We start from the raw sequence: 12,260 nt of genomic DNA on the forward strand, positions 1-12,260 counted from the left end.
ATTCTATTCTGCGGCGACGCTGGCGGCTTCGGCGCGCTCTGCTTCCAGCAGGCGCAGCGCCTGACTGTAATCGCGCGGCATCACCTTCACGAAGCGGGCGAGCGCCGCGTCCCAATTGTCCAGCAGCTCGGTGGCGCGCTGCGATCCGGTGTGCAGCTTGTGCCGCTCCACCAGAATGCGCAGCCGTTCGGCATCGTGGCGCAGCATGTCGCCCATGCCCGCATCGGCCACATGGCGACCGCGCTGCTGCGGCCGGTTTTCGGCATCGAGCGCGATGCCGGCGGAGATGGCCTCCACCTCCACCTGCGCCATGTTGCAGCGATCCCGGAAGCTGCCGTCCACGTCATAGACATAGGCGACGCCGCCCGACATGCCGGCCGCGAAGTTGCGTCCGGTGCGGCCTAGCACGCACACCACGCCGCCGGTCATGTATTCGCAGCCATGATCGCCCGTGCCCTCGACCACCGCGATCGCACCGGAGTTGCGCACGGCGAAACGCTCGCCGGCGACACCGTTGAAATACGCCTCGCCCGCGATCGCGCCGTACAGCACCGTGTTGCCGACGATGATGTTCTGCGTGGGATCGCGATCCACGCCGGCCGGCTGGCGTACGATGATCCGGCCGCCTGACAGGCCCTTGCCGACATAGTCGTTGGCATCGCCCACCAGGTCCAGCGTGACGCCATGGACCGTCCAGGCGCCGAAGCTCTGCCCAGCCACGCCAGTAAAGTTCACCCGCAGCTGTTCCGCCGCCAGCCCGGCATGGCCGTGCCGCCGGGCGATCTCGCCCGACAGCATCGCGCCGACCGTGCGGTGGACGTTCTTGATCGGGCGATCGAGCACCACGGTCTGCCCGCCCTCGATCGCCGGCATGGCCGCCTCGATCAGTTCGACGTCCAGCGCCTCGCCCAGATTGTGGTCCTGCGTCTGGCTGTTGAACAGGGTGGCGACCGTCACCTCCGGCTGGTGCAGCAGGCGGGACAGGTCCACGCCGTCGGCCTTCCAGTGGTTCAGCGCCTTGCCCGGCTCGATCCGGTCGGCCCGGCCGACCATCTCCTGCACGGTGCGGAAGCCCATCTCCGCCATGATCTGGCGCAGCTCCTCCGCCACGAAGAAGAAGTAGTTGATGACGTGTTCGGGCTGGCCGGTGAACCGCTTGCGCAGTTCCGGGTTCTGCGTCGCTACGCCCACCGGGCAGGTGTTAAGGTGGCACTTGCGCATCATGATGCAGCCGGCCGCGATCAGCGGCGCGGTGGCGAAGCCGAACTCGTCCGCGCCCAGCAGCGCGCCGATGGCGACGTCACGCCCGGTGCGCAGGCCGCCATCGACCTGCACCACGATGCGGCTGCGCAGATCGTTCAGCAGCAGCGTCTGCTGCGTTTCCGCCAGGCCGATCTCCCACGGGCTGCCCGCATGCGTCAGGCTGGTCAGCGGGCTGGCGCCGGTACCGCCTTCGTAGCCGGAGATGGTGACATGGTCGGCGCGCGCCTTGCTGACGCCCGCCGCCACGGTGCCGACCCCCACTTCGGACACCAGCTTCACGGAAATGCGCGCCTGCCGGTTCACGTTCTTCAGATCGTGGATCAGCTGGGCCAGATCCTCGATCGAATAGATGTCGTGATGTGGCGGCGGGCTGATCAGGCCGACGCCGGGCGTGGAATGGCGGGTGGCGCCGATGGTCTTGTCCACCTTGTGGCCGGGCAGCTGCCCGCCTTCGCCGGGCTTCGCACCCTGCGCCATCTTGATCTGGATGTCGTCGGCATTGACCAGGTACTCGGTCGTCACGCCGAACCGGCCGGACGCGACCTGCTTGATGGCGGACCGCATGGTGTCGCCATTCTCCAGGGCCACGAAGCGGCGCGGATCTTCTCCGCCTTCGCCGGTGTTGGACTTGCCGCCGATGCGGTTCATCGCCACCGCCAGCGTGGTGTGCGCTTCCCAGCTGATCGAGCCGTAGCTCATCGCGCCGGTCACGAACCGCTTCACGATGTCGGCAGCAGGCTCGACCTCGTCCAGCGGCAGCGGGGTGTCCGCCTTCTTCAGCTGCATCAGTCCGCGGATCGTCAGCAGCCGCTCGCTCTGCTCGTTGATGGAGCGGGCGAACTCGGCATAGTTCTCCCAGCTGTTGCCGCGCACCGCATGCTGCAGGTTGGCGACATTCGCCGGGGTCCAGGCGTGCTCCTCGCCGCGCAGGCGGTACTGGTAGATGCCGCCCACATCCAGCATCCGGCGGTACAGCGGATTGTCACCATAGGCAGAGGCATGACGGCGCACCGCTTCCTCTGCCACCTGCGTCAGGCCGATGCCTTCGATGGTGGTCGCGGTGCCGCTGAAATAACGGTCCACGAACGCGCTCGACAGGCCGATCGCATCGAAGATCTGCGCCCCGCAATAGGACTGGTAGGTCGAGATGCCCATCTTGGACATGACCTTCAGGATGCCCTTGCCGATCGCCTTGATGTAGTTCTGGCGAACCTTGGCAGGCTCGATCTCGGGCACGTGGTCGGCGCGGATCTGCTCCAGCGTCTCGAAAGCGAGATAGGGGTTGATCGCTTCCGCGCCGTAGCCCGCCAGCACGCAGAAGTGATGCACCTCGCGCGCTTCGCCCGTTTCCACTACCAGGCCGGTCTGCATCCGCAGCCCCTGCCGTACCAGGTGATGATGCACCGCCGCTGTCGCCAGCAACGCCGGCATGGCGATGCGGTCCTCGCTCTGCGCGCGGTCGGACAGGATCAGGATGTTGCGATCCTGCAGCACCGCCTCCGTCGCGGCCCAGCACATCTCCTTCAAAGCCTGTTCCAGGCCGGCGGCACCGCTGGCCGCATCCCAGGTGATGTCGATCGTGGCCGTGCGGAATGCACCATCCAGCGACGCTTCGACCGAGCGGATCTTCTCCATGTCGCGGTTGGTCAGGATCGGCTGGTCCACCTCCAGCCGGCGATGGGTGCCGGCATCGTGCCCCAGCAGGTTGGGGCGCGGGCCGATCATAGTCATCAGGCTCATCACCAGCTCTTCCCGGATCGGGTCGATCGGGGGATTGGTGACCTGCGCGAAGTTTTGCTTGAAATAATCGTACAGCAGCCGGCTGCGGCGGCTGAGCACCGCGATCGGCGTGTCGGTGCCCATCGACCCGATCGGATCGTCGGCCGAGATCGCCATTGGCTCCAGGAACTTGGACAGGTCCTCCTGCGTGTAGCCGAAGGCCTGCTGCCGCTGCAGGAGGCTGGCTTCGTCCGTCTGCACCGCCTCGTGATCGATCTCGATCGCTTCCAGGTCCTGCAGCTTGTACTGGGTCTGGCGCAGCCATTCCTCGTACGGCTCCGCGCCGGACAGCTGGGCCTTCAGCTCCTCGTCCTCGACGATGCGGCCCTGTTCCATGTCGATCAGCAGCATGCGGCCGGGCTGCAGCCGCCACTTGCGCACGATGTCCTCCTCCGCGAACGGCAGCACGCCGCTCTCTGATGCCAGGCACACGATGTCGTCCTTCGTCACCACGAAGCGGGCCGGGCGCAGCCCGTTGCGATCCAGCGTGGCGCCGATCTGCCGGCCATCGGTGAAGGCCACGGCGGCCGGGCCGTCCCACGGCTCCATCAGGGCGGCGTGATATTCGTAGAAGGCGCGTCGCTGCGGATCCATCTGCGGGTTCTTGCCCCATGCCTCCGGCATCAGGATCATCATCGCATGGACCAGCGAGTAGCCGCCCAGCAGCAGCAGCTCCAGCGCGTTGTCGAGGCAGGCGGTGTCCGACTGGCCGTGCGGGATGATCGGCCACAGCTTGTCCAGGTCGGCGCCCAGCAGCGGCGATTCCATGGTGCGCCGGCGGGCATTCATCCAGTTCACGTTGCCGCGCACCGTGTTGATCTCCCCGTTATGGGCGATCAGGCGGAACGGGTGCGCCAGCTTCCAGCTGGGGAAGGTGTTGGTGGAGAAGCGCTGGTGCACCAGGGCCAGCGCGCTGGTGCAGTCCGGATCACGCAGGTCGTCGTAGAAGCTGCCCACCTGCGTCGCCAGCAGCAGTCCCTTGTACACCACCGTGCGGCTGGAGAAGCTGGGCATGTAGAGCTGCGTCAGCGCCGGCATGTCGTGCTTTTCCGCCAGTGCGGCCAGCGGGTTCTGCGTCTGCTTGCGGATCACGATCAGCTTGCGCTCGAACGCGTCCTGGTCGGCGCAGTTGGTGCCGCGGCCAATGAAGCATTGCCGGATCACCGGCATGGAGGCGAGCACCGCCCTGCCCAGGCCATCCTGCGTCACCGGCACGTCGCGCCAGCCGATCAGCTCCTGCCCTTCCTTGGCGATGAACTTCTCGAACTGCTGCGTGATGAATTCGCGCGCGGCCTCGTCCTGCGGCATGAAGCACATGGCGACGGCGTAGTCGCCCGGCTGCGGCAGGGTCAGGCCGTGCTGCGTGGCCCAGCGGCGATAGAGCGGATCGGGGATCTGCATCAGCAGGCCGGCGCCATCGCCCAGCAGCGGATCGGCGCCCACGGCACCGCGATGGTCGAGGTTGTGCAGCACCTCCAGCGCTTGGCTCACGATCGCGTGCGACTTGATGCCTTTGATGTGCGCCACGAAGCCCACACCACATGCATCATGCTCGTTACGCGGGTCGTAGAGGCCCTGGGCAGAAGGATACTCGGTCAACGCACTTGCTTCCTGTTCTGGCCCGGCGGCAGGCCTCGCCCCGTTCCGGTAAAGGAAACGAAACGCGACTCACCCCGGGTGGAGCGGCTAGAATATTCCGCGAGCCGTCCCCTTGGCCACAGGAACATGTTTTGGCAAGTTTTTAGGGTGCCTGGCGATGTTTTCGTTCGCCAGATCCCCGTTCACGCCGTGCGAGCGATCGTTATCCCGCGTGGGTGCCCTTGCGGCGCATCCGGCGCAGCTTGCTGGCAGGCTTCTGCACGGTCACTTCCTGCTCGACCGCTGCGGGTGCCATGGAATCGGCCTGCGCCACCTGCGCCACCTGCGGCTCGGCCACGACCGGCCCGGTCACCTGCGCAGCAGCTTCGGGCTCGGCGGGTTCAGCTGTCACCGTCTGCGGCGCGGCTGCCGACACGGTGTGGTTGGCGCGGATCCATTCCTCGACCACCGGGGCGATCCGGGTGCGCCACTTGCTGCCGTTGAAGATGCCGTAATGCCCGACATCCTCGGCCAGCAGGTACTTCTTCTTCGCCTCCGGCAGATGCGGCGCCAGGTCCAGCGCGGCGCGCGTCTGGCCGATACCGGAGATGTCGTCCCGCTCGCCCTCGATTGCCAGCAGTGCGGTGTCGCGGATGGCGTTCGGTTCGATCGGCTTGCCGTGGTGGACGAATTCGCCCTTGGGCAGGGAGTGCTTCTGGAACACATGCTCGATGGTCTGGAGGTAGAACTCCGCCGTCATGTCGCAGACGCTGAGATATTCGTCATAGAAGTTCTTGGTGCCCGCCGCGCTGTCCGCGTCGCCGGCGGTCAGATGCTTGAACATCTCGTAATGGCTCTGCATGTGCGATTGCAGGTTCATGGAGATGAACCCGGCCAGCTGCAGGAAGCCCGGATAGACCGGCCGCCCGGCACCGGGATAGTTGGCCGGGACGGTGGCGATCACATTGTCCTCGAACCAGCTGAGCGGACGGGTGACCGCCACATCGTTCACGCTGGTCGGGCTGGCGCGGGTGTCGACCGGGCCGCCCATCAGCGTCAGGCTGGCTGGGCGGCACGGATCATTGTCCGCCGCCATCACCGCAGCCGCGGCAAAGGCCGGCACCGATGGCTGGCATACGGCCAGCACATGCGTGTCGGGGCCGATGAAGCGCAGGAAATCGATCAGGTAGTCGATATAGGTGTCGAGATCGAACCGGCCGGCGCTCAGCGGGACCATCTTGGCATCGGCCCAGTCGGTGATCCACACCTCCTGGTTTTCCACCAGCCGCCGCACGGTACCGCGCAGCAAGGTGGCGTAGTGCCCGCTCATCGGCGCGACCACCAGCATGCGCGGCGCATCGGCCGGCAGCCCTTCGCGGCGGAAATGCCGCAGGCCGCCATAGGGCTGCTCCAGCACGACCGTCTCGGTCACGTCGTATTCCTGGTCGTCGATCACCACGGCGTCGATGCCGAAATCGGGCTTGCCCTTGTGCTCGTAGAAGCCGGCAAACACCTGCAGGGCGCTGGCCACGGCCGGACCCATGCCGAAATAGCCGAGCGGCAGCGACGGGTTGTTCAGCAGGTTGGCGCCGATTGCGGCCCAGCTGCTGGCGGCGGCCAGCATGGAACGCTGCATTTCATAAGCCTGGTAGATCACGGGCTGATCCTTCAATCTCTGTTCCGGCGGCTGCGACCACATGCGCCGGTAATAATTGTCATCTCCTATAAGCTGTCTGCCGCATTGCAGCAAACCGAAGACTCAGGAGTTCTGCCCCTTCAATCGTTCGGCGCGATAGGCTAGTTCCCGCGGCCATGGCCAGATCGCCGACCAAAACCGAGGTGGCGCCTGCCGCCAACATCGCCCCGCTGCGCCTGATCGCGCGCACGGCATCCGCCTATCCGGGGTTCATGGCGCTGGCGGGGCTGGCCCTGCTGACGACCGCCGCGGCGACACTGGCGATCCCCGCCGGCTTCCGCCTGATCATCGATCGCGGCTTTTCCGCCGGCACAAATCCGGACGAGATCGGGCGCTGGTTCCGCTACCTGCTGCTGATCGTGGGCGTGCTGGCGATCGGCACGGCCTGCCGGTACTATTTCGTGTCGGTGCTGGGCGAACGGGTGGTGGCCGATATCCGCCGCGCGGTGCAGGCCAACCTGCTGCGCCTGTCGCCCGGCTTCTTCGAGGAGAACAGCCCGCAGGAGATTGCCAGCCGAATGACGGCCGATACCGCGCAGATCGAGCTGGTGGTGGGGGCCACCATCTCCATTGCGCTGCGCAACCTGATCATGGTGATCGGCGGCACCGGCTACCTGCTGTGGCTGGCGCCGGAACTCACCGCGATCCTGGTGGTGGCGGTGCCGCTGGTGATGCTGCCGCTGGCCTGGTTCGGCCGGCGCGTGCGGGCCGTGTCGCGCGAAAGCCAGGACCGCGTGGCCGATATCGGCGCGCAGGTAGCCGAGGTGCTGGGCGCGATGAAGATCGTACAGGGGTTCAACCAGGAAGCGCGGGAGGCCGCGCGCTTCGCCGATGCGGTGGAACGGTCGTTCGACACTGCGCGACGCCGGATCCTGCTGCGCGCGGTGATGACCGGCTGCGCCATCGCCGTGATCTTCGGCTCCATCACCGCGCTGATGTGGCGCGGGGCGCTGCAGGTGGCGGAAGGCACGCTGTCGGGCGGCACCATTGCCGCATTCGTGCTGACGGGCGTGCTGGTGGCAGGCGCCTTCGGCGCGCTGACGGAGGTCTATGGCGACCTGCTGCGCGGCGCCGGCGCGGCCGAGCGGCTGAACGAGCTGTTGCAGGAGGTGCCGGCGGTGGCCGCCCCGTCGCGCCCGCAGGCGCTGCCCGCGGCATCACGCGGCAGCATCGCGTTCCAGAACGTCACCTTCCGCTATCCTACCCGGCCGGAAACCGCCGCGGTGCACGGTTTCGATCTGGCGGTGGAGCCGGGCGAGACCGTGGCGCTGGTCGGCCCGTCGGGCGCGGGCAAGTCCACGATCTTCCAGCTGGCCGAACGGTTCTACGATCCGCAGGTCGGCACCGTGCGGGTCGACGGCGTGCCGCTGGTGCAGGCCGATCCGCAGGAAGTGCGCCGACGCATCGCGCTGGTTCCGCAGGAAGGCGTGCTGTTCGCCGCTAGCGCGCGGGACAACCTGCGCTACGGGCGCTGGGATGCCGACGAGGCCGACATCTGGCAGGCGGCAGAGGCGGCCAATGCGGCCGGCTTCCTGCGCGACCTGCCGCAGGGGCTCGATACCTATCTGGGCGAGGGCGGCGCGCGCCTGTCCGGCGGGCAGCGGCAACGGCTGGCGATCGCCCGCGCGCTGCTGCGTGATGCGCCGATCCTGCTGCTGGACGAGGCGACCAGCGCGCTTGACGCCGAAAGCGAGCGGCTGGTGCAGGACGCGCTGGAGCATCTGATGCAGGGGCGCACCACGCTGGTCATCGCGCACCGCCTGGCCACCGTGCGTGCGGCCGACCGGATCGTGGTGATGGACGGCGGTCGCATCGTGGAGCAGGGCACGCATGCGCAGCTGACCGCAGCAGGCGGCCTGTATGCGCGGCTGGCGGCCCTGCAGTTCGACGAGCGCACGGTCGCCTGAGCGCCGCCATACCGTACGTCGGCGTACGTCCGCGTCCGCAGGGGCTTGCCTAAGTGCAGGTTCATGCGAAAAGTATCAGGTGCAAATTGTTTTCCCGCGCAAGCGATCGTTGCGCGTTGTCGATTCTGCCAGAAAGGCTGTCATGCTTCGTCGTCTTCTCGCCCTCTCCGTTTCCACCGCCGCCCTGACCCTGGCCGTTCCCGCACTGTCGCAGGATGCGCCCGCCGAACGCCCGCCTGTCCCTTCCATGAGCTTCGGGACCTGGGGCGTGGACCCGGCCTTGCTGGACCCCGCAGTCGATCCGGGCGATGACTTCAACGCCCACGTCAACGGCATCTGGCTGCGCGACAATCCGATCCCGCCGGAATATAGCCGCTTCGGCGCGTTCAACATCCTGGCGGAGAAGTCGACCGCCGATGTCGAGAAGCTGGTCCAGGATCTCGCCGCGGCCAACCCCGCCGCCGGCACGCCCGAGCGGCGTATCGTCGATGCCTATACCGCGTTCATGGATGTCGACGGGATCGAGGCCCGCGGGCTGGCGCCGGCACAGCCCATGCTGCAGCAGATCTACGGCGCCGGCAATCTCGAAGCGCTGGCCCGGCTCTTCCCGGTCGCGGGCATCCCCAGCCTGATCGGCGCGGGCGTGCGGGTCGATCCCAAGGATCCCAACAGCTACATCGTGGATGTCGGCTTCGACGGTCTGGGTCTGCCCAGCCGCGACTATTACCTCGACACCAATCCCCGCAATACGGAGATCCAGAACGCCTATCGCGAGTATCTGGCATTCGTGTTCGGCGAGCTGGGCTATGCCGATCCGGACGCCGCGGCCCGGACCGTGTACGACTTCGAACATCAGGTGGCCCTGATCGAATGGGACCGCGCGGTGATGCGCAACCGTGACCTGACCTACAACAAGCTGACCCGGGCGGAGCTGGCGGCGCTGGCCCCGCAATTCCCGGTGAACAGCGTGCTGCAGGCGGCGGGCTTCACCGACGTGACCACCTTTCTTGCATCGCAGCTGCCGCCCACGGCGGACGAGACGCGTGAGGCCGGGCTGACTGCGGACCAGCTGAACTCCATCGGCGGCGGCCTGCCGGCGATGATGCAACTGCTTGCCCGCACCGACCTCGCCACGCTGAAGGCGTTCATGGCGGCGCAGTTCATCTCCGGCCACTCGTCCGTGCTGCCGAAGCGGTTCGACGATGCCGCCTTTGCCATGTTCGGCAAGACGCTGAGCGGGCAGGAGGAGCAGCGCCCGCGCTGGAAGCGGGGCATCGGCGCCACCGAGGCGCAGCTGGGCGAGCAGCTGGGCGCCTTGTATGTGGAACGGTACTTCCCGCCCGAAAGCAAGGTGGCGATGGACGATCTGGTCGCCAATCTGCGTGGCGCGCTGGCCGTCAGCCTGTCGGAGAATGACTGGATGACGGAGGCGACCCGGCGCGAGGCGGTGGCCAAGCTGGAGGCCTTCACTCCCAAGATCGGCTACCCCGACGCGTTCGAGAGCTATCCGGGGCTGGAGATCCGCGGTGACGATGCGCTGGGCAACCGCGTGCGCGCTATGGCCTGGCAGCAGGAGGATGACCGCGCCAAGCTGGGCCAGCCGGTCGACCGTACCGAATGGGGCATGCTGCCGCAGACGGTGAACGCCTATTACAATTCGGTGTTCAACGAGATCGTGTTCCCGGCCGCCATCCTGCAGCCGCCATTCTTCAACGCGTCTGCCGATCCGGCGGTCAATTACGGCGGCATCGGCGCGGTCATCGGTCACGAGATGGGCCACGGCTTCGACGATCAGGGTGCCAAGAGCGACGGCAAGGGCGTGCTGCGCAACTGGTGGGCCGATACGGACCTCGCCCGTTTCACGCAGCTGGGCGACAAGCTGGTGGCGCAGTACAACCAGTATTGCCCGCTGGGCGCTGGCGAGCCGTGCGTGAACGGCCGGCTGACGCTGGGCGAGAATATCGGCGATGTCGGCGGCCTCAGCCTGGCCTACCGCGCCTATCGCATGTCGCTGGACGGCAAGGAGGCGCCCGTGATCGACGGACTGACCGGCGACCAGCGCTTCTTCCTGTCCTGGGCGCAGGTGTGGCGGTCGATGAGCCGCGATGCCGCCTTGCGCCAGCAGATGCTGACCGATCCGCACAGTCCCGAACAGTTCCGGGTCAACGGCGTCGTCCGCAACAATGACGACTGGTACAAGGCGTTCAACGTGCAGCCGGGCGACGACCTGTACCTGGCGCCTGCGGATCGGGTCCACATCTGGTAAGGCTGCGCCGATGGTGCGGTGCAGCACGGCGCGCTTGACTTCGCCGTGCTGCCCGCTGACAGCCTCGCGCCATGGACAACACGCTGACCGCCATCCTGCTCGGTATCCTGGAAGGACTGGCAGAGTTCCTGCCGATCTCCTCCACCGGGCACCTGATCCTGGCGCAGAGTTTCTTCGGCTTCGACCCGGGGCAATGGGCGCAATTCAACGTGGTGATCCAGCTGGGCGCGATCCTGGCGGTGGTGGTCACCTACTGGAAGCTGTTCCTGGATACCGGGCTGGGCCTGCTGCGCCGAGACGCGACCGCCTGGCGCTTCGCCCGCAACATCGTGCTGGGCTTCCTGCCGGCGGCGGTGATCGGCCTGATGGCCAAGGATGCGATCAGCGCCATGCTGGAAAGCCCGCTGGTGGTGGCATGGGCGCTGCTGGTGGGCGGCATCGCCATCCTGCTGCTGGAACGCACCGTGCGGCCAGGGCCGGATGAAGGCGTCGCCGCGCTGCCGATGCGCACCGCGCTGCTGATCGGTTTCGCGCAGTGCCTGGCGATGATCCCCGGCACCAGCCGCTCTGCCTCCTCCATCCTGGGTGCGCTGGCGATGGGTGTCGGGCGCAAGACGGCGGCGGAATTTTCCTTCTTCCTGGCGGTGCCGACCATGCTGGGCGCAGCGACCGTGAAGATCGCCGACGATCCGGCGCTGTTCACCGGCGGCGCGGTGATCGGCTGGGGCGAGATCGGGCTCGGCTTCACCGCCGCGTTCCTGACCGCGCTGGTCGTGATCCGCGCCTTTGTCGCCTATGTCAGCCGCTACGGTTTCGCGCCGTTCGCCTGGTATCGCATCGCGATCGGCGGCGGCACGCTGCTGTGGCTGGCCCTCGGTTGAGCGCTACCGGACGGAACCAATTTGCCACTGCGCCGGTTTTGCCTGCTGACATAAAGCAAGAAGGGGACTTTTCATGAAGAAGATCATTGCATTCGCCGCTGCCGCCACGCTGGGCCTGGGCGTTGCCGCCTGCGACAGCGCGCAGGAAAACGCAGCCGAGGACACGGCTGACGCCATCGAGGATCGCGCGGATGCGCTGGAAGATTCCGGCGTGATCAACGATGCGCAGGAAGAGGCGATGGACGACACCGCCGACGCCATCGAGGATGCCGCCGAAGACGGCGCGATGACCACGACGACGACCACCGTCCGCTAAGCCGGGCGGACCACGACTGGTCCAAGGAAAAAGGCCGGTCCGGAGCGATCCGGGCCGGCCTTTTCTATGGCTGGGTGCTGTCGGTGAGCGGCGGCGTCTCGGGGCGTTCCCGAAGCATCGCTTCGGCCCGTTCAAGCGTCCGCGCCTCGCCCTCCGGACGGGCGGGCGGGTCGTCGGGCGCACCACAGCCGCACAGCGCCGCTGCCAGCATGACGGCCGGAAGCAGCGCTGCACCACCGTTCATTTACATGCTGCTTTCGGCGGTGCGGGTCGCGGCCTCGGCGGCGGCCGCTTCGGATTCGATGTCGGCCACGGCCTCTGCCGCCGCGTCCGCGGCTGCCGCGGTGGTGTCGACCGGTTCCGCTACCGGCTCGTTCGCCTCGACCGCGGGGGCGGTGGTCAGGCCGGCATCGGGCGCGGGCATCGGCGCTTCGGTCATGGCCTGGTCTGCCGGCATCTCCACGGTGTCGGCCATCGCATCCTCGCTCGCATCGTCGGAACTGCCGCAGGCGGCCAGCGCGAACAGCAGCGGGGCTGCGGCGGTCAGGGCGATCATCTTCATGGGTCTTGGTCC

General features: G+C 67.3%; 8 protein-coding genes. 4 read left to right on the forward strand and 4 right to left on the reverse strand.

Annotation, left to right across the window (positions count from 1 at the left end; genetic code table 11):
* Positions 1 to 3: 3 nt before the first annotated feature.
* Together gltB and PK98_RS13805 are read right to left on the reverse strand one after the other, a co-directional pair.
* Positions 4 to 4,641, reverse strand: a complete 4,638-nt coding sequence (gene gltB / locus PK98_RS13800; RefSeq protein ID WP_039097394.1) for a glutamate synthase large subunit — start codon at positions 4,639 to 4,641, stop codon at positions 4 to 6.
* A 202-nt stretch (positions 4,642 to 4,843) separates the two neighbouring features.
* Complete coding sequence (locus PK98_RS13805; protein WP_081996292.1) at positions 4,844 to 6,277, reverse strand: polyhydroxyalkanoate depolymerase; 1,434 nt, start codon at positions 6,275 to 6,277, stop codon at positions 4,844 to 4,846.
* A gap of 155 nt (positions 6,278 to 6,432) precedes the next feature.
* On the opposite strand from PK98_RS13805, the gene PK98_RS13810 reads away from it, so the two are divergent.
* The 4 genes from PK98_RS13810 (at position 6,433) to PK98_RS13825 (ending at position 11,686) form a co-directional block, all read left to right on the forward strand.
* Positions 6,433 to 8,223, forward strand: coding sequence for an ABC transporter transmembrane domain-containing protein (locus PK98_RS13810; RefSeq protein WP_039097395.1), 1,791 nt, complete (start codon positions 6,433 to 6,435; stop codon positions 8,221 to 8,223).
* A 142-nt stretch (positions 8,224 to 8,365) separates the two neighbouring features.
* Positions 8,366 to 10,489 (forward strand): M13 family metallopeptidase, encoded by a 2,124-nt coding sequence (locus PK98_RS13815; RefSeq protein ID WP_039097396.1) that lies wholly within the window; start codon positions 8,366 to 8,368, stop codon positions 10,487 to 10,489.
* A 71-nt stretch (positions 10,490 to 10,560) separates the two neighbouring features.
* Positions 10,561 to 11,370: an undecaprenyl-diphosphate phosphatase gene (locus tag PK98_RS13820; protein ID WP_039097398.1), complete on the forward strand. Its 810-nt coding sequence runs from the start codon at positions 10,561 to 10,563 to the stop codon at positions 11,368 to 11,370.
* Positions 11,371 to 11,443: 73 nt separating this feature from the next.
* Positions 11,444 to 11,686: a hypothetical protein gene (locus PK98_RS13825; protein ID WP_052208717.1), complete on the forward strand. Its 243-nt coding sequence runs from the start codon at positions 11,444 to 11,446 to the stop codon at positions 11,684 to 11,686.
* A gap of 64 nt (positions 11,687 to 11,750) precedes the next feature.
* On the opposite strand, the gene PK98_RS13830 is transcribed toward PK98_RS13825, so the two are convergent.
* Entirely contained in the window at positions 11,751 to 11,930 is a 180-nt protein-coding gene (locus PK98_RS13830) for a hypothetical protein (RefSeq protein WP_039097400.1), read from the reverse strand.
* Complete coding sequence (locus PK98_RS13835) at positions 11,931 to 12,248, reverse strand: hypothetical protein (protein WP_039097401.1); 318 nt, start codon at positions 12,246 to 12,248, stop codon at positions 11,931 to 11,933.
* Positions 12,249 to 12,260: the final 12 nt, after the last annotated feature.

The organism is Croceibacterium mercuriale, from assembly GCF_000802385.1.
Classification (GTDB): Bacteria; Pseudomonadota; Alphaproteobacteria; order Sphingomonadales; family Sphingomonadaceae; genus Croceibacterium; species Croceibacterium mercuriale.

Excerpts from the sequence above, each read along its gene's own strand:
- PK98_RS13810 (WP_039097395.1), top strand. The coding sequence starts at position 6,433 with ATGGCCAGATCGCCGACCAAAACCGAGGTGGCGCCTGCCGCCAACATC.
- PK98_RS13815 (WP_039097396.1), top strand. The coding sequence starts at position 8,366 with ATGCTTCGTCGTCTTCTCGCCCTCTCCGTTTCCACCGCCGCCCTGACC.
- PK98_RS13820 (WP_039097398.1), top strand. The coding sequence starts at position 10,561 with ATGGACAACACGCTGACCGCCATCCTGCTCGGTATCCTGGAAGGACTG.
- PK98_RS13825 (WP_052208717.1), top strand. The coding sequence starts at position 11,444 with ATGAAGAAGATCATTGCATTCGCCGCTGCCGCCACGCTGGGCCTGGGC.
- PK98_RS13830 (WP_039097400.1), bottom strand. The coding sequence starts at position 11,930 with ATGAACGGTGGTGCAGCGCTGCTTCCGGCCGTCATGCTGGCAGCGGCG.
- PK98_RS13835 (WP_039097401.1), bottom strand. The coding sequence starts at position 12,248 with ATGAAGATGATCGCCCTGACCGCCGCAGCCCCGCTGCTGTTCGCGCTG.